The 19,143-nt window shown below is 65.8% G+C and carries 15 protein-coding genes; 9 read left to right on the top strand and 6 right to left on the bottom strand.

The features are described 5' to 3' along the window. Positions 1–67 precede the first annotated feature (67 nt). Complete coding sequence (gene fhuE / locus ACCQ04_RS16010; protein ID WP_226427395.1) at positions 68–2,251, top strand: ferric-rhodotorulic acid/ferric-coprogen receptor FhuE; 2,184 nt, start codon at positions 68–70, stop codon at positions 2,249–2,251. A 279-nt stretch (positions 2,252–2,530) separates the two neighbouring features. On the opposite strand, the gene ACCQ04_RS16005 is transcribed toward fhuE, so the two are convergent. Next, complete coding sequence (locus ACCQ04_RS16005; RefSeq protein WP_226427573.1) at positions 2,531–3,502, bottom strand: LysR family transcriptional regulator; 972 nt, start codon at positions 3,500–3,502, stop codon at positions 2,531–2,533. A 98-nt stretch (positions 3,503–3,600) separates the two neighbouring features. Between ACCQ04_RS16005 and ACCQ04_RS16000 the strand changes: the two genes are divergently transcribed. Continuing rightward, entirely contained in the window at positions 3,601–4,362 is a 762-nt protein-coding gene (locus tag ACCQ04_RS16000; RefSeq protein ID WP_226427394.1) for an SDR family NAD(P)-dependent oxidoreductase, read from the top strand. A 55-nt stretch (positions 4,363–4,417) separates the two neighbouring features. Here ACCQ04_RS16000 and ACCQ04_RS15995 read toward each other — a convergent pair whose 3' ends face one another. The 5 genes from ACCQ04_RS15995 to ACCQ04_RS15975 form a co-directional block, all read right to left on the bottom strand. Then, a complete protein-coding gene (locus ACCQ04_RS15995; protein ID WP_226427393.1) occupies positions 4,418–5,146 on the bottom strand; it encodes a M23 family metallopeptidase in 729 nt (242 codons plus the stop codon). Between the two features lie 2 nt (positions 5,147–5,148). After that, the gene (locus ACCQ04_RS15990) at positions 5,149–6,078 is read right to left on the bottom strand and encodes a L,D-transpeptidase family protein (protein WP_226427572.1); all 930 of its coding nucleotides are present in this window, start codon (positions 6,076–6,078) and stop codon (positions 5,149–5,151) included. A 363-nt stretch (positions 6,079–6,441) separates the two neighbouring features. After that, positions 6,442–9,156, bottom strand: coding sequence for a TonB-dependent receptor (locus tag ACCQ04_RS15985; RefSeq protein WP_226427392.1), 2,715 nt, complete (start codon positions 9,154–9,156; stop codon positions 6,442–6,444). 134 nt (positions 9,157–9,290) lie between these two features. After that, positions 9,291–10,466 carry a phosphatidylinositol-specific phospholipase C1-like protein gene (locus tag ACCQ04_RS15980; protein WP_372358559.1) on the bottom strand — a complete coding sequence of 392 codons (1,176 nt, stop codon included), beginning with the start codon at positions 10,464–10,466 and terminating at the stop codon, positions 9,291–9,293. 131 nt (positions 10,467–10,597) lie between these two features. Further along, positions 10,598–12,556 carry an acetyl-CoA hydrolase/transferase C-terminal domain-containing protein gene (locus ACCQ04_RS15975; protein ID WP_226427390.1) on the bottom strand — a complete coding sequence of 653 codons (1,959 nt, stop codon included), beginning with the start codon at positions 12,554–12,556 and terminating at the stop codon, positions 10,598–10,600. A gap of 175 nt (positions 12,557–12,731) precedes the next feature. On the opposite strand from ACCQ04_RS15975, the gene ACCQ04_RS15970 reads away from it, so the two are divergent. Genes ACCQ04_RS15970 through ACCQ04_RS15940 form a run of 7 tightly spaced genes read left to right on the top strand, consistent with a single transcriptional unit; the run spans position 12,732 to position 19,131 of the window. Continuing rightward, positions 12,732–13,379, top strand: a complete 648-nt coding sequence (locus ACCQ04_RS15970) for a thermostable hemolysin (protein ID WP_065032766.1) — start codon at positions 12,732–12,734, stop codon at positions 13,377–13,379. Next, positions 13,376–14,875, top strand: coding sequence for an AMP-binding protein (locus ACCQ04_RS15965; protein WP_226427389.1), 1,500 nt, complete (start codon positions 13,376–13,378; stop codon positions 14,873–14,875). The genes ACCQ04_RS15970 and ACCQ04_RS15965 overlap by 4 nt, the downstream gene beginning before the upstream one ends. Beyond that, complete coding sequence (locus ACCQ04_RS15960; protein WP_024938151.1) at positions 14,872–15,546, top strand: iron-containing redox enzyme family protein; 675 nt, start codon at positions 14,872–14,874, stop codon at positions 15,544–15,546. Before ACCQ04_RS15965 ends, ACCQ04_RS15960 begins: the two co-directional genes overlap by 4 nt. Beyond that, the gene (locus tag ACCQ04_RS15955; RefSeq protein WP_226427388.1) at positions 15,546–16,385 is read left to right on the top strand and encodes an SDR family oxidoreductase; all 840 of its coding nucleotides are present in this window, start codon (positions 15,546–15,548) and stop codon (positions 16,383–16,385) included. Before ACCQ04_RS15960 ends, ACCQ04_RS15955 begins: the two co-directional genes overlap by 1 nt. After that, a complete protein-coding gene (locus tag ACCQ04_RS15950; RefSeq protein ID WP_065032765.1) occupies positions 16,366–17,028 on the top strand; it encodes a tetratricopeptide repeat protein in 663 nt (220 codons plus the stop codon). The genes ACCQ04_RS15955 and ACCQ04_RS15950 overlap by 20 nt, the downstream gene beginning before the upstream one ends. A 22-nt stretch (positions 17,029–17,050) precedes the next feature. Then, complete coding sequence (locus ACCQ04_RS15945) at positions 17,051–17,752, top strand: response regulator transcription factor (protein ID WP_046344078.1); 702 nt, start codon at positions 17,051–17,053, stop codon at positions 17,750–17,752. A 17-nt stretch (positions 17,753–17,769) separates the two neighbouring features. Continuing rightward, complete coding sequence (locus ACCQ04_RS15940; RefSeq protein WP_226427571.1) at positions 17,770–19,131, top strand: ATP-binding protein; 1,362 nt, start codon at positions 17,770–17,772, stop codon at positions 19,129–19,131. Positions 19,132–19,143: the final 12 nt, after the last annotated feature.

Here is a 19,143-nt window from a genome sequence, read left to right as displayed (position 1 = left end):
CCCCTTGTCTCGCCGTCGGGCAGCCTTGCCGCGACCGGTGCCCTCGACTGTCTGTGCTGGAGCTGTGATGAATCGTCCTACCGTAATGCGTCTTCTTCCCATTGCGCGGCGTCCGCGCGCGCTGTCGCATGCGGTGTTCGCCGCGCTGTGCACGTTGTCGGCAGGCCAGGCACTGGCTGAAACGCCGGCCGGCGATGCCGAGGTCACCACCCTGGACCGGCTCATCGTGCAGGGCGAGCAGGCCAAGGGCTATACGGTGGAGAAGACCACGGCCGGTACGCGCATGAACCTGTCGCTGCGGGAGATCCCGCAGTCGGTCAGCGTAGTCACGCGCGACCGCATGGACGACCAGAACCTGCAGAGCATCACCGATGTGCTCAACAACGTCTCCGGCATCTCGGTGGCGCAGAGCGACAGCGAGCGGCTGGAGTTCTACGCGCGCGGTTTCTACATCGACAACTACCAGTTCGACGGCATCCCGGCGTACATGGAGCAGGCCTGGAGCTACGGCGATTCGGCGCTGGACGTGGCGCTGTACGACCGCGTCGAAGTGGTGCGTGGCGCCACCGGCCTGCTGACCGGCTCGGGCAATCCGTCGGCCTCGATCAACCTGGTGCGCAAGCATGCGCTCAGCCGCGACTTCACCGGCACCGTGTCGGTGGGCGGTGGCGATTTCAACAAGACCCGCAGCGTGGCCGATGTCACCGTGCCGCTCAGCCCCGAAGGTACCGTGCGTGCGCGCGTGATCGGCGTGTACCAGGACGGCGAGTCCGACATGGACCGCTACGGCCTGCGCAAGAAGATCGGCTCGGCGATCATCGATGCCGACCTCACCGACAGCACCTTGCTGAGCGTGGGCTACGAGTACCAGAAGAAGGAATCGAACGATGTCACCTGGGGCGGCTTCCCGCTGTTCTACAGCGATGGCACCCGCACCAACTACGATCGCTCGTTCAACCCGGCGGCCGACTGGACGTTCTGGGACACGCGTCTGCAGCGCACCTTCGCCAGCCTGCAGCAGAGCTTCGACAACGGCTGGACCCTCAAGGCCAATCTGAGCCATGAGAAGACCGAAGCGGCCAATCACCTGTTCTATCCGTTCTATACGATCTTCGGCTTCGACCGTGCCACCGGTGGCGGCGTGGTGCCGTATTCGGGCAACTACCTGACCGAGCGCAAGGCCGATGGTGCCGACGTCTATGCGGAAGGCCCGTTCCAGCTGTTCGGTCGCGAGCATCAGCTGGTTGCCGGCGCCAGCTACAACCGCCGCGAGTACGTCAATAACGGCACCTTCGATTTCCCGGCGCCGCTGGACAGCTACCTCGGCTGGAGCGGTGCCTACCCGGAACCCAACTGGAGCCCGCGCACGGTGCAGAGCACCGGCACCATCAAGCAGAAGGCGGCCTACGTGGCTGCGCGCTTCTCGCTGGCCGATTCGCTGAAGTTGCTGGTGGGCGCGCGCTACACCGACTGGCAGATCGATGGCGGCAACTTCGATGCCACGCAGGGACTGGCGCCGTTCTCCGACAGCCAGACCGAAGTCACCCCGTACGCCGGTCTGGTCTACGACATCAACGACGTGTGGTCGACGTACGTCAGCTACACCGAAATCTTCAACCCGCAGACCCTGCGCGATGCCACTGGCGGCTACCTGGATCCGTTGACCGGCAAGGGCTACGAAGCCGGCGTCAAGGCAGCGTGGTTCGACGACAGGCTCAACGCCTCGCTTGCGGTGTTCCGCATCGAGCAGGACAACCTGGGCGTGGCCACCGGCGGCTTCGTCCCCGGTAGCAGCGAGTCGGCGTATGAAGCCGCCAACGGCGTGGTCAGCGAAGGCTTCGATTTCGAGGTGTCCGGGCGGGTGACCGAGAGCTGGAACACCACCTTCGGCGCCTCGCACTACACCGCGCGCGATGACAGCGGCACCTCGATCAATACGCATTTGCCGCGCACCACCCTCAAGCTGTTCAACAGCTACACCCCGCAAGGTGCGTGGAGCGATCTGACCGTGGGTGGTGGCGTCAACTGGCAGAACCGCTCGTACTATGTGGACCCGGTCTACGGCGCCTTTCAGCAGAGTGCTTATGCACTGGTCAGCGCGTTTGCGCGCTACCGGTTGTCGCCGCAGTTCTCGGTGCAGCTCAATGTCGACAACCTGCTCGACAAGCGCTACTACTCTCAGTTCAACGGTGGCTATGGCGCATGGGGCGCCTCGCGCAACGGCATGCTGACCTTCAACTACACGTTCTGATCGCAGACCGGGCCGGGCGCGATGTCAGCGCCTGGCCTGGTGTTGCAACGATGCAGGCACCTTGCAGAAGGTGCCTGTTTTTGTGTCTGGCGCCAGCGGAGTGATCGTGGATCTGCGGCGCATGCCGCACTGCCTGCTGGTATCGGTTTGCTTCGGTGGTATCGAAGTGGCGCGAAAGCAACTGATGCTTTCCAATAATGTCGGCGCGCTACAGAAACACTTCCTGCCTACGCAAACGTACACGCGAAGACGCACCGGTAATCGCATCGACGGTCAGGGCTACAGCGGGTCCAGATACGGTGCCATCACCTCTGCAACCCAGTCCATGAACGCACCTACGCGTTGCGGCAGATGGCGACGCTGCGCGTAGAGCAAGGTGACCGGCATCGGTTCCGGCGCGATGGCGGACAGCAGCTCGATCAAGGCGCCGCTGTCCAGGTGTGGGCGCAACGGGCTGGCCGGCGCCTGGATGATGCCCAGGCCCGCCAATGCCGCGGCAAGATAGGCATCGCCGTTGTTGACCGTCACCGGGCCGCGCATCGGCAGTAGCTGGTAGGCCGGTCCATCGCGGTACTCGAAGCCGGACGATCGCTGGCCCAGCGTCGGCACGTAGTGCACCAGGTCGTGGTAAGCCAGATCGTCCAGGCGCTGCGGCGTGCCCCGTCGTGCGAGGTAGTCGGCACTGGCGCAGTTGATGATGCGAAACACGCCGAGCGGTCGTGCGACCAGGTTGGTGTCTTCGAGCGTGCCGACGCGCAACACGCAATCGAAGCCTTCGCGCACCACATCGACGCGGCGGTCGGTGCCGCTGATCTCCACCTCCAGCTGCGGGTGTTGCGCCAGGAACGTGGGCAATGCGGGAATCACGAAATTGCGTGCGATGCCGGAGGACATGTCCACCCGCAGGCGCCCGCGCAGCTGGCTGCGCTCGCGCTGAAACATGCTCTGCAATTCGTCCATGTCGTCGAGCAGATCGCGGCTGCGCTGGTAGAACGCGGTGCCATCGCCGGTGAGTTGCACGCGGCGCGTCGTGCGATGCAAAAGCTGCGTCCCAAGCGAGGCTTCGAGCCGCTGCACGGCGGTAGAAACGCTGGCTTTGGGCAGGCCCAGCGTTTCGGCGGCGCGGGTGAAACTGCCGAGCTCGGCGACGCGCAGGAAGGCGCGTAGCGACTCCAGGGTATCCATCGATTGGTCGACGTTCTTGAACGGTGCAATCAGGTTGGACCGATTTATGTGGCGCGGCAAGCGCAATAGTCTTGGCACGGCCAGGCAATGTCACCCCCGCCAGCGGTCACCGACCAGCTCTGTGATTGCTCCAAATCGCATCCCGACACGCAACGGAGTCCATCATGTCGACCACCACACCGATCACCCTGATCACCGGCGGCAGCCGCGGCCTGGGCCGCAACGCCGCGCTTGCGCTCGCTGCGGATGGCAGCGATATCGTGCTGACGTACCGCAGCCAGGCGGATGAGGCCGCTGCGGTGGTGGCCGAAATCCACATGCTCGGTCGCCGTGCGCACGCACTGCCGCTGGATGTTGCCGACGCCGAGTCCTTCGCAGCATTCGCCGAGCAGCTGAAGCAGGTGCTGGCCGGTTGGGACCGCACGCAGTTCGATGCGCTGGTCAACAACGCGGGTACCGGGCTGCACGCGGCCATCGCCGACACCACGCCGGCGCAGTTCGACGCCCTGGTCAACATCCATCTCAAAGGGCCGTATTTCCTGACCCAGGCGTTGCTGCCGTTGATCGCCGACGGCGGACGCATCCTCAACGTATCCAGCGGCCTGGCACGTTTCGCACTGCCCGGTGCCTCGGCTTACGCGATGATGAAAGGCGGGGTGGAGGTGTTCACCCGCTATCTGGCCAAGGAACTGGGCGCGCGTGGCATTCGTGCCAATACGCTGGCGCCGGGTGCGATCGAGACGGACTTCAACGGCGGCAGCGTGCGCGATAACGCACAGGTCAATGCGATGGTGTCGTCGGTCACGGCGCTGGGGCGCCCAGGGCTGCCGGACGATATCGGGCCGGTGGTCGCTGCGTTACTCGCGCCGGGAACCGGTTGGGTCAATGCGCAACGCATCGAGGTATCGGGCGGCATGTTGATCTGAATGCACAGGCCTGCGCATCACGCGCAGGCCTGTGTCTGCATCACCGCTCGGTGAATCACTGCAGGGTTTGATCGCCATGCAATACGGGGTAGGGATTCAAGACCTCTCCCTTCCACCATTGTTTTTCCGGCCCCAGGCGGTGGATCTCGAAGTGCAGGTGCGGTGCGGCAGGATCGGCATTGCCGGTACTGCCGACGTAGCCGATGACCTGGCCGCGCTTGATTGCCTGCTTTTCTGCCAGACCATCGGCATACCGTTCCAGGTGTGCGTAGTAGTAGCAGTACGTGCCGTTTGGATCGAACTGGTACACGGTCAGGCCACCACGCTCGCTGTTGAACAGTTTCTCGACCGTGCCGTCTGCAACTGCAATGACCGGTGTGCCGGTCGGAGCAAGAATGTCGATGGCATCGTGCACGCGGCCTTCGCTGCGTGCGTCGGTAAAGGTGTCCTGCAGCTGGCCGCTGCCGATGCCCTGCACCGGAATCAGCAGGCCGCTGCCTGAACTCGCAGCTTCAGGAGCGGCTGCAGACGCAGGCGCGGCTGGCGCGTTTGTAGTGGGCATCATCTCGGTGGATGGCGACGATGCGGCAATGGCTGGAGCGGCAACCGCTGGAGCGGCAGAAGGCGCTGCCATTGCCGACTCTGGCGCGTCAGGCTGCGCTGTCACCGCGGGTGCAGCTGCGAACGCCGGTGCCAGTGCCGCCTGTGGCGCCTCGCGTTCCAGCCACCAATAGCCGGCTGCACCGAGTAACACACCGACCACCAGCGTCATCAGCAGTTTCATGCTTACTCCTGCATCACCACCGGCATGGACGGGCCAACCACGCTGGCCAGATTGACCACGTCCCAGTTGGTCAGGCGCACGCAGCCATGCGATTCGGTCTTGCCGACATGGCCGGGTTCCGGCGTGCCGTGCAGGCCGTAATGCGGCTTGGACAGATCGATCCATACGCGTCCGACCGGGTTGTTCGGGCCGGAGGGCAGGGTGGCCTTCTGATCACCCTTCTTCGCGTCCCAGAACAGCTTGGGGTTGTACTTGAACACCGGGTCGCGCGCCACGCCCAGCACCTTCCAGCGGCCGATCGGCAGCGGGTCGTGCTTGCTGCCGGAGGACACCGGGAACTGCGCATACACCTTGCCGTCGGCATCGAACAGGCGCAGCGTCGACTCGGACTTGTCGACCACCAGCTTGGCCGGCTTGGCCAGTGGCGGGACGCCGTCGATGTTCGGCACCTGGATCACGCCACCGGCCTTGCTCAAATCCACGCCGGGGTTGAGCTGGCGCAGCAGTTCCGGAGCGGCATGGAAACGCTCGCCCAGCGCCTCGTCCACCGAGGTGTAGCCCAGCGACGTCAGCTTGGCCTGTTCGGCCGGCCCTTTCGGAATCGGCAGGAACGGCCCGGCCACATCGGCATCGGTGAGCGTGTACTGCACCAGCGCCGGCGTGGTGTCGGCCTGCAAGGCCTGCCAGGTGGCGTCATCCAGCTCACCGGTGACCTTGATCTGGTGCGCTGCCTGAAATCCGGACACCGCACGCTTCTGGTTGGAACCACGCTCGCCGTCGATCTCCCCCGGCGAGAAATGCGCGCGATCCAGCAGCACCTGCGCATGCAGGTCCGAACGCGGGCCAGTCGGCACGACGGTCGCAGCGGGAGCTGCTGCAGGTGCCGGCGCAGGTGCGGCGGCGGGCTGCGGCGCTTGCGCCAGTGCGGACAGGGAGGTGCCCAGAGCAAGGGCGAGCAAGCAGGCGCGAGCGTAGATGCGTGGTGGCATGAGCATGTCCGGAAGAGGCATGCGCGCACCTTGCCCGAGCCGCCTGCGTGGTCTGCGTGAAATGGCTGCACCGGGACTGACTGGGGACGCAGTCGCGATGCGGGTCAGAAGTGGATACCTGCCATCTCGCCTCCGCACAGCTGCCATAGATGCCGCTGCCTGCCGCTTCTACCCGAGCGGCAGAGAGAATGATGCACCACGCCGCAATCGATCGCCTGCATGTCAGTCAGGCGATCGATACGGATTGGTGCAGACCCGCTCCCTGCAGCTGCAGACATCGCGCCGCAGCTGTCTGCAGGTCTGCGGTCAGTAGGTGTAGCCCAAGGTCAGCATGTACACCCGTCCGGTCTGTACATAGGCGCCGTCGGCGCCAGGGTCGTAGGCCATGTAGCGCCTGGATTTGCCCTGGGTTTCGTAGAACGTGGCGGCATTGAGCAGATTCTTGGCCGACACACCGACATCGACGTGGTGCGGCAGATGATAGGTCGCAGTGAAGTCCAGTGACTTGACCGGTTGCAGGTAATAGTTGAGCCGGTCGCTGGTCAGCCCCAGCAATTGCAGGCCCGTGTAGTTGTAGCTCAGGTCGGCACGCAGGTGCGTGTCGTCGTAGAACAGATCCAGGTTGTAGATGCGCTCGGGTGCGCGTGGCAGCCAGGTCTTTTCCGGTTGATCGCTGCGTTTGCTGTCTGCTTCGCTGTGCTGCAGGGTGAGGTTGGCGGTGACGCCGACGTTGCTCCACAGGCCCGGCAACTCCTGCAGGCGCTTGCTCGCTGCCAGCTCCAGTCCATAGAGCTTGGCGGTGCCGCCGTTCTGCGGCATGGTCACTGGCACGCCGTTTTCGAAGGTGGTGCCGGTCGGTACCAGCCCGCCCAGGGTGTTGTCGTTGCTGGTCGCCGATTGCGAGGTGTAGATGAAGCCGGTGATGCGCTTGTAATAGGTCGATGCGCTGAGCACGCCGCCGCTGTGATCGTAGAACTCGGCGGAGAGATCTGCGTTGTCGGCCTTGCTCGGCTGCAGATCGGGATTGGGCCTGGAGATGCCGACCACCTTCTGGGTATCGTCGATGGTGTACACCGTCTCGCCGGAGATCAGGCCGAACGCCGGGCGGCTGAAACTGCGCCGCAACGAAGCCCGATACACGGTGAGATCATCCGGCCGATAGTTGATGCTGATGCCCGGCAGCACTTGCCCATAGGTGCTGCCGGTGCCGACGAAGCTGCCGGTGCTGCCATCGCCGCTGGATTGCCAGGATTCGGCCGCATAGCGCGTCAACTCGTAGCGCACACCGGGCAGCACGCTCAACGAGCCGACATGCAGCGCGGCCATTGCATAACCGGAATAGATCGCCTCGGTGCTGGAGGTGGTGTTGGCGTTGTAGTCGTTGGCGGTATAGACGCCTGCGCCATTGGGATCGTCGACGTACTTGTAGGGCAGCGACTGCGCAAGCATCCAGTTGCGATCCAGCAGTTTGAACGGGCCGGCGTAGCGGCCGTCGAAGGCGTGATAGGTGACGCGGCCCGGGATCGCGCTCAGTGGCGGCCCACCTGCAGTGGGGAACGCGTAATTGGGTCCCCCAAAATACGGCCCGTTGGTGACGAAGTTGCCGTCCTTGTGGAAGAACGGGTGATCGTAGGCGCCACGGTCGGAGTGGTCGGCAGACAGGCCGAGCTTGACGCTGTCCAGCACATCGCCATCGACCTGGTAGGTGATATCGGTGTGTGCGTTGACGCGGTTGTCGTGACTGCCGGCGTCGTGCCCCTGCACCTTCCACAGCAACGACGAATCCAGGTTGTAGAAAAAGTCCTGCAAGCCAGGCGTGCTTGGCGCGATGCTGGGATAGCGGGGGTTGCTGAGGTCGAAGGCGAAGCTGCCGGGCGTAAAGCCATACAGGCTTGCCGATACGTAGTCCGGGCGGCTGCGGGTGCCGCGACCGACCGAGCTGCCGTAGTCGAAGCGCAAGCGGCCCAGCGTGGTCTGGCCTCCCAATTGCAGCGTCGCCAGTTTTTCGTCGATATCGTGCGTGTTGAAGTAGCCGCCACGCACGGCAGTGGGCTGGTTGCGATAGGTTTCCAGGCGCGCGCTGGACTGGTCCTGCTGCCCGGTGACGCCGTAGCTGCCGTAGATCGCACGCGCGTACAGCGCGCTGTTGTCGCCTTGCCAATCCAGCGAGAGGTTGCCGCCGTAGCGTTCGATCTGGCTGGTGTAGAGGCTGTACTTGTAGCGGGTGCTGATCAACGGCCCGACATCGCGCAGGTCGGTTGCAGTGGCGAGGGCGGGATCGGCCGGCACGTATTTGCTGTTGGGCGCCGGCGCCTGCGCCATGTTGTTGTTCCTGCCGTAATACGCCGATGCATAGAGGCCGAAGGCATGGCCATCGCCAAACTTCCAGGCCAGCTCCTGCTGGAAGGTGCCGCCGCTGTCCTTGCCGCCCAGCTCCGAGGCCAGCGCATTGAACTGGCCCTGCGCGGTGCTCTTGGCGTAGACATCCTGCTCGAAGTCGAAGGCATTGGGCGTGCGCATGTCGATCGCGCCGCCGATCGCATCGCCGGGCATGTCGGGCGTTGGGGATTTGGACACCTGCACCGACTGGATGCCGAACGGCGCCAGCATGTTCAACGAGATTGCGCGCGTCGATGAATCGGTTTCCGGCATGCCGAAGCCGTTGAGCGTGTAGGCGTTGTAGCTGGCGTCCATGCCGCGAATGCTGACATAGGCGTTTTCGCCGGTGGTGGCCTGGCCCAGGTGCATATCGCTGTACGCGGATAGGCCCGGCATGTGCGACACGACATCGGCGATGCCGCCCGAGGGGATCGCATCGATCTGCTGCTTGCTCATCACGCTGTTGACGCTGCTGGACAGGCGCTGTTCGTTGAGCGATCCCGGTGCGGCGGCGTGCTTGGCCTGCACGTTGACCGAATCCAGCGTGGTGGTGCCGAGCTCCGGCGTCTCGGCAAACGCCGGCGCGGACAGTGCCAGCGCGATGGCGCAGGTCAGGCGATGGGTGGTGCGTGGGGACTGCATGCAATGGCTCGCGTGGTTGGAGAAGATGGAGTGCCCGGCCCCTTACTGCGGGTGCGGGTGTGCATCGCCGACGCCTTCCGTTGCGACAGGTCTGTGTGTGGTGCGGAGATTGCGACGACGGCAGTGACCCGGACTCAGTGCCTGAGGTCGACGCCCTTGCAGTGCGCCTGCGCCAGCTGCGGATTGCAGCGTGCGACCGCATCGCCTTCGAAGCGCACCACGTAACCGTTGCCGGCCGGCTCATGTGCGGGGAAGTCGGTGCTCAGCAACTGCGCGCCGCTGGCCAGCATGCGGTCGCGGCGGGTGGTGTCGTGTTGCAGTGCTTCTTTCAGGTCGGCGTCGGTACGCGTGCGCACCAGGTAGCCGGCTTTCACCAATTGGGTGATCGTCTCGGAGGGGCCATCGTTGAGTTCGGTGAACGCGGCATCGTCTTGGCCAGGCACGGCATTGGTGAAGCACACGCGTCCGCGCAGCGACGGATGCCCGCGCAGGTAGCTGGCACCGGCCGTGCGTTGGTCGAGCAGGAACACCACCTTGCCGCGTGCCTCGCTCAACGACGGCCAGCCATGCGCAAGCACTGCGGCGTTGAGCGTGGCTGCGTTGCCACGGACCTGATCGGGGCTGAGATACTCGCCGGGTCGAAACACCGCGCGCAGTTCGGCATCCAATGCATCCATCGCCGCCGGATCGAACGGCTCCGGCTGCACGGTCGGAAACGCCAGTTGCACCGGCGCCTGCTTGGTTTCCAGCAGGATAAAGATCGGCACATGTCCGGGGTGCTGCTTCGACCACGCACGCACTTCCTGCAGGCACGCGATCAAGGGCTGGCAGGTGCTGCGCTGGTCCACGTCCTGCACGTGCATGACCTTGAAGCCGGGTCTGTCCATCACTCCGGCCGGTGCGCTGGGCGGTGCGGGCGGCAAGCCGGCCTTGGCGATCTGCGCGACGCTGGCCGGGTGTGCGTAGCGACCACCGTTGGCATCGGCAAAGACATCCAGTTCGAGTTGTCTGACGCCATCGTCCAGTTGTTGCCTCAGCGGCGGATGGCGGTAATCCAGTGCCGCGAACAGCTCCGGACTCAGTCGTTGCAGCAGTGTCGCTTCGCTGGGGGCGAAGCCGGCGTGGTAGCTGTTGTGGCTGCCGATGTATTGCAGATCGGTGAGGCGAGGCGCGGCATGCGCGGTCACGCCGGCCAGCATCAGCAGGCCAAGGAACGTAGCGCTACGTGTATTGCTTCGCCTTGCGCGTGATGGCTTCGCTGTGCGGTCATCGCCTGGATTCACAGCCGAAACAACAAATAAGCAGCGCATGCAGCCGGGCCGGAAAGAAGGTGGTCGCCATCATCCGGGCCAAATTTGACGCAAGGCTTTCCGCCGTGTTGCCGTCGTGCGTCACAGTGCGAAAAACGCGCCATGGCATCGCTTTTCGCGACACCGGCGCCTCAGTGCACTCTGGTCTTTTGCAAGGCATACGCCAGCAGCCGTGCCTGCACCCGTTCGGCGATGCTGCGTGGCGCATCCAGTGCCATCCGTTGCAGACCAGCGGCTTCGTATGCATCGTCGCTCTTGCGTGACAGCAGTGCGCGCCAGACGGTCATCAGCTTTGCGCTATTGCCGGCGGTGGCGCGTTTGAGCCAGCTCAGGGCGCGCAGCAGGTGTTGCTCGACTCCGGTGAAGTCGCTGCCGAGCGGGTAGTCGGGCAGGCTGCCATCGCGGCGGAACGGCGCCAGCGCCTGTTCCAGTGCCTGCGGCGTGTTGCGTTGCGCACGCGCAGGCAGTGCAGGGTCGCCACGTAGCTTGCGCGATGCCTTGGCGGTTGCCAGCAACGCGTCCTGGAAGCGTGCATCGCAGATGCCGGCCATCGCCAGCACGCAATCCTGATCGGTCTGGTGGCGCAGGTCGGCGATGCCGTACTCGGTGATGTACAGATCGCGCAGATGGCGCGGGATGGTGGTGTGCCCGTAGTTCCAGCGCACATTGCTCGCCGCATGTGCACCGGCATCGCGCGTGGCCCGCAGCATCAACGCGCTGCGCGCCTGCGGCAAGGCATGCGCCATCGCCACGAAGTTGTACTGGCCGCCCACGCCGGAAACCACACGGCCATCTTCCAGCCCGTCGGACACCGCCGCGCCGAGCGCGGTGGCCATCATGCAGGAGTTGAAGAAGCGCGCATCGCGGCGTTGCAGCCGCTCCAGCGCTTCGTTGCCGCCATACAGCTGGTTGATCTCGCTGATGCGACGCATGCCGATGGCATCGCGCGTGTCCGCATCCAGCTCGCGTAGCCACTGGTAGAAATCCGGCGAGCCGAGATAGAACGCCCCATGCAGAAACTCGCCTTCGCGGGCCAGGCGCGCGTGATCGGCCGCATCGGCGCTGCCGTCGGCGATGCGCTGCATCAGCGCCAGATCGTCGTGCACCTTGCGGCGGATCACGCCGCTGTCCACCAACTGTTTGAACCCTTCGTTGAGCATTTCACTGCAGCCGTACAGGCCGATCTCGAACGGCGCCAGGCCACCGCTGGCGCGCACCGCAGGATGCTGTTCCAGTTGCGGGTCCAGCGCCTGCAGCACGCGCCGATAGGTGGCGTTGTCGGTATGTCGCAGTACCAGCGCATGGCTCAGTGCATCGGCCAGGGTGCCGATGCCGATCTGCAAGGTGCCGCCATCGCGGACCAGCGCGCTGGCATACAGACCGATGGCGTAGTCGACGCTGGTTACCGGCTGCCTGGGCAACCCGAACAGGCGCGGCGACGGACCGGGCAGGTCGATCACCAGATCGAAGAACGCCTCCTCCACTGCCGCGGTTCCGCCGATCCACGGCAGTTGCGTGTCCACTTCCGCAACCAGCATGGGGCGCGGCAGGCCGAGCGCCTGCACCGCATCCAGCGTGTCCTGGGTGATGTCGTTGTTGCACGACAACGACAGCCGCGTGCCGCCCGGTTCGCGCGCCACCTTCTGCACGATCAGGTTCGGCGCGCGCTGCGCCACCGCCGCAGCAGCGTGGGTGTAGTTGAGGCTCGTGTAGTCGGCCTGCGCCTGGGTGGAGTGCAGCAGCCCGCCGGACTGCATGTAGAACTCTTCCACCTGCACATGCGCCGGCAGCGCATCGCGCAGCATGTCATCGACATAGGCAAGACGCGGGAAATCCTCGCCAAAATGGCGCGCGATGAACGGCGCCGCAAAGCGTGCCTCCAGTCCCGCGCCGGGCTTGGGCGGATTGAGCGACAGCGCCGTGTACAGCGCCAGTGGCCGGGTCGGCGTGTGCTTGAGCTGCGCATACAACGCGTTCAACAACCGGTGCGGCTTGCCGATGCCCAACGGCGCGCCGACGCGCAGCGGGCCATCGAGGCGTTGCAGGATGTGCGCAACCGCAGCGCTCAATTCAGTGACATGTGTACTCATGCGCGAAAGCGTAGCCGAAAGCGCTGTGGTGCAGGCACCGACAGCTGTCAGGCGATGCCTGACGCCACGCAACGAATTGCTACGGCAGAACTTACAACTCGGTAACACACGGCTCATGGTCACTTAATCGAGCCGGCCCAGCATGCGCAGCATGATCACCTCCACGCCTTCCCGTTTGTATGCCCGTCCTGGATTTGCCAGTGCCAGCCTGGTCGAGGCTGGTCACCCGCAGCGCCAGGAGGCGGAACGCTTCATCGCTGCGGTCTACCTGCGCCGCTACGGTGCGCAGCTGCGCAGCTTCCTGCCGCAGTTGCTGGTCTACCGCGATGCCCACGGCACGCTGATGGCGGCAGTCGGGATGCGGCTTGGCAGCGCTGGCGGGTTGTTCGTGGAGCAGTACCTGGACGAGCCCGCCGAGTCGGCGCTGGCCGGGCGCATGGCCGCACCGGTCGCACGCTCGGGCCTGGCCGAGGTGGGCAACTTCGCGGCGACCAGCTCCGGCAGCGCACGCGCGCTGATCCCGCAGATGACCCATGCGCTGCACAACGCAGGCGTGCGCTGGGTGTTGTTCACCGCGACCCGCGGCCTGCGCAATACCTTCGACCGGCTACAGCTGCAGCCGGTGGTGCTGGCGCCTGCCTTGCAGTCACGCCTGCGCGATGACGACACCGACTGGGGCAGCTACTACGCCACGCAACCGCAGGTGGTGTGCGGCGATGTCGCCGCCGGTCATGCATTTTTGCTGGAGCGGCAGGCGCTGTATCCGCAGGCCGCGCGTCAGGGCGTCGAGCCAATGGCGTACCAGATGGGAGTGGGCGCATGAGCACACGTTTCGCCCAATTGCTCGGTGAGCCGCACGCGCATGCGCCGCGGGTGCTGACCGCCGCGGGAAGCTTGGACGCGCAGACGCTGGCCGATGCTGTCGCGCGACTGGCAACGCAGTTGCAGACCGCAGGGCTGACAAGGGTCGCCAGCCGGCTGGACAACGGCCCGGACTGGTTGATCCTGGATCTGGCGCTACGTCTGATCGATGCCGTGCACGTGCCGTTGCCGACTTTCTTTTCCGGCCCCCAGGTACTGCACGCGTTGACCTCCAGCGGCGCGCAATGCGTGGTGACCGACGCCGCCGCCGCTGCGCCGGCCGGCAGCAGCGGCCCGCTGCCGGCGCTGCACCACGAGGCGCTGCGTTTCTGGCGGATCGAAGCGGTCGCAGCGCGGCCCGCATTGCCGGACGCCACTGCTTGCATCACCTACACCTCCGGCACGACCGGCCGCCCCAAGGGGGTGTGTCTGTCGGCGGACGGTTTGCTCACGGTGGCCACCTCGCTGATAGAGGCCTCGGCTGCCATCGCGCCGCGTCGGCATCTGTGCCTGATGCCGTTGTCCACCTTGCTGGAAAACGTGGCCGGGCTCTATGCGACCTTGTTGTCCGGTGCGCAGGTGGCGCTGCCGTCGTTGGCGCAGATCGGTTACACCGGCGCCAGCGGGCTGGATGTGCCCACGCTGTTGCGCTGCCTGCAGCACTATCAGCCCGAGAGCGTCATCTTGGTGCCGCAGCTGTTGCTCGCCCTGGTCAGCGCTGCCGAGCAGGGCGTGGCCTTGCCGGCATCGCTGCGTTACATCGCCGTTGGCGGCGGGCATGTCGGCCCCAGTCTGCTGGCGCGCGCAACTGCGGCAGGGCTGCCGGTATTCGAAGGCTACGGCCTGACCGAATGCGGCTCGGTGGTCTGTCTCAACCGGCCGGGTGCCGTGCGTGCCGGCACCGTCGGCCAGCCGCTGGCGCATGCGCAGGTCGCGATCGTCGATGGCGAGATCCAGGTCGACGGCGTACGCGCACTCGGATATCTGGGCGAGCAGGCCATGCCGCCAGGGCCGGTGCGCACTGGCGATCTGGGCCATGTGGATGGCGAGGGGTTCGTCCACATCACCGGGCGCCGCAAGCATGTCTTCATCACCGCCTTCGGCCGCAACGTCTCGCCCGAATGGGTGGAAAGCGAATTGCTGCAGCATCCATTGCTCGCGCAGGCGGTGGTGTGGGGCGAGGCGCAGGCCGACAACGTGGCGGTGCTGTGGCCGCGTCGGCCTGGCAGCGACGATGCGGCAATCGCCAAGGCGCTGGCCGAGGTCAATGCCGGTTTGCCCGATTACGCACGCGTGGCGCGCTTTGTCCGTGCCGATGCACCGTTCAGCGCACACGAGGGCCTGCTCACGGCCAACGGGCGCCCCCGCCGCGACGCCATCCTCGCGCGCTATCACTCCGCCATCGATCGCAGTTATCGATTGCCGGCCACTGTCCTCTCTCAAGGCATTTCTCCATGACGTTTTACACATCCCTGCTGGCGCAGACCCAGGCCGAACGCGAGCGCATGACCCAGGTACCGATCATCCAGGCGGCACTGGCCGGCAACATCGCCCGCGACGATTACGTGGCGTTCCTCGGCCAGGCCTATCACCACGTGCGGCACACGGTGCCGCTGCTGATGGCTTGCGGCGCGCGTCTGCCGGCGCGGCTGGAATGGCTGCGCGAAGCCATCGGCGAATACATCGAAGAAGAAATGGGCCACCAGGAGTGGATCCTGGACGATCTGGTGGCGTGCGGGCAGGTGCGCGAAGCGGCGGTGCTCGCCGGCCCGTCGCTGGCGACCGAGCTGATGATCAGCTACGCCTACGACACCATCCAGCGCGGCAACCCGGTCGGCTTCTTCGGCATGGTGCTGGTACTGGAGGGCACCAGCGTGGCACTGGCCACGCGCGCGGCCAACAGCATCGCGCAAACGCTGGCGCTGCCGCCCAATGCCTTCAGTTATCTGTTGTCGCATGGCGATCTGGACGTGGAGCATGCCGGCTTTTTCGAGACGCTGATGAACCGGCTCGACGACCCGCTAGACCAGCACGCGGTGGTGCATGCGGCCAAGCGTTTCTACGTGTTGTACGGCGACCTGTTTCGCACCCTGCGCAGCGACGGCTCGCGTCTGGCGGAGGCGGCGTGATGGATCTGCGCGGCAAGTGCGTCATCCTGACCGGCGCCAGCGGCGGCATCGGCAGCGCGCTGTGCGCCGGCCTGGTCGAGGCGGGCGCAACGGTCATGGCCGTGGGACGTACGGACGGGCGCTTGCAAGGGCTGGTTGCCGCGCATCCACCCGGCCGCGTGGTGCCGGTGGCGGCGGATCTGGCCAGCGAGGCGGGCCGTGCGTTGCTGCTGGCGCAGGTGCATGCGATGCGTCCGGCACCGTCGGTGCTGGTGCTTGCGCATGCGCAGAGCCAGTTCGGGCTGTTGCAGGATCAGGATCCGGCCAGCCTGAGCGCCATGGTGCATCTGAATCTGACCGTGCCGATGCTGCTGGTGCAGGCGCTGTTGCCGGCGTTTGCGCGGCAGCCGGAGGCAGCGATGGTGGCGCTCGGCTCCACCTTCGGCAGCCTGGGATTCGCCGGATTTGCCGGGTATAGCGCCAGCAAGTTCGGTTTGCGTGGTCTGTTCGAAGCCCTGGCGCGCGAGCATGCCGATACGCGGGTGCGTTTCCAGTATCTGTCGCCGCGTGCCACGGCCACTGCGTTCAATCCTGCCGCGGTGGACGCGCTAAATGCGGAGTTGGGCACGGCGGTGGATCGTGCCGCAGACGTGGCAGCAGCGCTGCTGCAGTCGATCGTGCGCGGCGATAGGCGACGTCAGTTGGGATGGCCGGAAAAGGCCTTTGCCCGGCTCAACGGGCTACTGCCGGAACTGGTCGACCGCGCGTTACGCAAGCAGCTATCCACCATCCGCCGCCACGCGCGGCACGGCGGCGGCATCGCCTCGCAGGAGCTTTCCCATGAACCGCAATTACCGTAATTCGCGTCTTTTCACCATGCTCGGGCTGTGCCTGGTCGCCGGCGCCGCATGCGCAGCCGGCATGCAGCCGCAGGTAGCGCAAGTGCAGGACCGCTGGGCGGCGATCAGCTACCAGATGCCGAAACCGCAGCGGCTCGCCGCGCTGGAAGCACTCGCACAGCAGGCCGATCAGGTGCGCCACGCCCTGCCCGACGATGCCGATGCCTTGATCTGGGACGGCATCGTGCGCTCCAGTCTGGCCGCGGAAAAAGGCGGCCTGGGCGCCCTGGCGGAGGTCAAACGCGCACGCAGCGATTTCGAAGAAGCGATCAAGCGCGCGCCGCGCGCGCTCGACGGCGCGGCGTACACCAGCCTGGGCGCGTTGTATTACCAGGTGCCCGGTTGGCCGATCGGCTTCGGCGACGACGCCAAGGCGCGCGCATTGCTGTATCAGGGGCTGGCGATCGACCCTGACGGACTGGACAGCAACTACTTCGTCGGCGATTTCCTGCGCGACCAGAAGGATTGGGCGGGCGCGGCAGCGGCGTTCGAGAAGGCTGCCGCTGCGCCGCCGCGCCCGGGACGTCAACTGGCCGACGCCGGTCGCCGCAAGGAAGTGGCCACCAAGCTGGCAGATGTGCGGGCGCAGCTTGCCAAGCCGTGAGCCGACTTCCAGACTGGCCTATATGCGCATCCTGCTGGTCGAAGACGATCTTTCACTGGGCGAGGGCATCCGCACTGCATTGCGGCGTGCCGCCTATGCAGTGGATTGGGTGCATGACGGTGTCAGTGCGTTGATGGCCTTGCAGGAAGCCACCGTGGATCTGGTCATCATGGATCTTGGTTTGCCGCGCATGGATGGCATCGAGGTCATCCGCAAGGCGCGCGCACGTGCGCTGGATACCCCGATTCTGGTGCTCAGTGCACGCGAGCGTGCAGCCGACCGCGCGCTCGGCCTGGATGTCGGCGCCGACGACTATCTGGGCAAACCGTTCGACACCAATGAGCTGCTGGCGCGCACACGGGCATTGTTGCGCCGCTCGGCCGGGCGTGCGCAGCCGGTACTGCAGGCTGGTGCGCTGCAGCTGGATCCGGCCGGCATGTCGGTGCGCTGGCATGGCCGCGATCTGGACCTGACCCGCCGCGAGTTCGCACTGTTGTGGCTGCTGATGGAGCAACGTGGCCGGCCGATCGGTCGCGAACGCATCCAGCAACATCTCTATGGATGGGACGAAGACGTCGCCAGCAATGCGGTGGACGTGCATGTGCATCAGTTACGTCGCAAGTTGTCGCCGGCGGTGATCCGCACCGTTCGCGGCATTGGCTATGCACTGGACGAGCAGGCCGCACAGGCTGCCGCGGCGCTGCCGCCGCAAGCGCCGCAATGAACTCGATCCGCCGCGCGCTGTTGCTGGCCTTGCTGGGCGTGCTGTCGTTGCTGATGCTGGCCGCAGCCGGTTTCAGCTATCGTGCCGGCCTGCAGGAAGCTGGCGAGATGTTCGATGCGCGTCTGGTGCAATCGGCGCGCGTGCTGCTGTCGCTGGTGGACCAACCTCTGGGCGATCTGCCGCAAGGCGAGCCGATCGTGATCCGTGGATGGCACGGGCAGGCGCAAGGCGTGGGCGAGGCGCTGGCGTTCAAGGACGGCCATGCCTACGAAACCAAACTGGCATTTCAGGTGCGCAACGCGGCCGGTGCGCTGGTCCTGCGCTCGGACAGCGCGCCGGCGCAACCGATGGCGCCGTTGCGTGCCGGCTATGCGGACGTGCAACTGGCCGATGGCCAATGGCGCACCTTTACGCTGCGCTCGCCGGGTGGGCGCTGGTTTCAGTCGGCCGAACGCGCCGACATTCGTCAGGAGCTTGCCGAAGACATCGCGCTGGGAACCTTGGTGCCGCTGGTGATGGCCCTGCCGTTGATGGGGCTGTTGATCTGGGCGGTGGTGAACTGGGCCACACGCTCGCTGGTGCGCGTCTCCGACGAGATCGGCGAGCGTGATCCCAGGCGCCTGCAGCCACTGCAACCGCAGCATATGCCGCGCGAGGTGCACGGGCTGGTGCGCGCAGTCAACGGGTTGATGGACCGTGTGCAGGCCGGGCTGGAGCGCGAACGTCGCTTCATCGCCGATGCCGCGCATGAACTGCGTACGCCGATTGCCGCGCTGAAAGTGCATGCGGCCAATCTGCGCCTGGCGGCCGACGCGCAGGAACGCGATGAATCGCAACAGCAACTCGACGCCAACGTGCTCCGCATCGAACGCATGGTCGCGCAGCTGCTGGCCTTGAGCAGGATGGAAGCGGTGGCCGCGCTGCCGCGGCGCAGCGTGAGCCTGGACACCCTGGTGCGAAGCGAGTCCGAAGACGTGCTGGCAGTTGCAATGCAGCGACAGCAGACTGTGGAACTGGCCCTGCAACCGGTCCTGGTGGTTGCCGAGGAAACCGCACTCTCGCTGCTGCTGCGCAACCTGCTGGAAAACGCCGTGCGCTACACACCGGTGGGTGGCCGCATCCGGGTCAGCACGCAATGCGCACCGCTACCGACCCTGGTCGTGGAAGATTCCGGCCCTGGCATCCCCGAGGGCGCGCGCGTGCGCGTCTTCCACCGCTTCCATCGGGAGCTGGGCACCGGTGTGGAAGGCAGCGGGCTGGGCCTGTCGATCGTGCACGACATTGCCGTGGCCCATGCGGCGCGCGTACAGCTGGATGACGCACCTACGCTGGGCGGCTTGCGCGTCAGCGTGCACTTTGCCGGCAACGCGACGGGCTGAAGGGCGATCCGT

Origin of the sequence: Xanthomonas sp. NCPPB 2866 (assembly GCF_041475745.2) — a bacterium.
In the GTDB taxonomy this organism is placed as follows: Bacteria; Pseudomonadota; Gammaproteobacteria; order Xanthomonadales; family Xanthomonadaceae; genus Xanthomonas; species Xanthomonas arboricola.
This window is presented reverse-complemented; position numbering and strand designations above follow the sequence as displayed.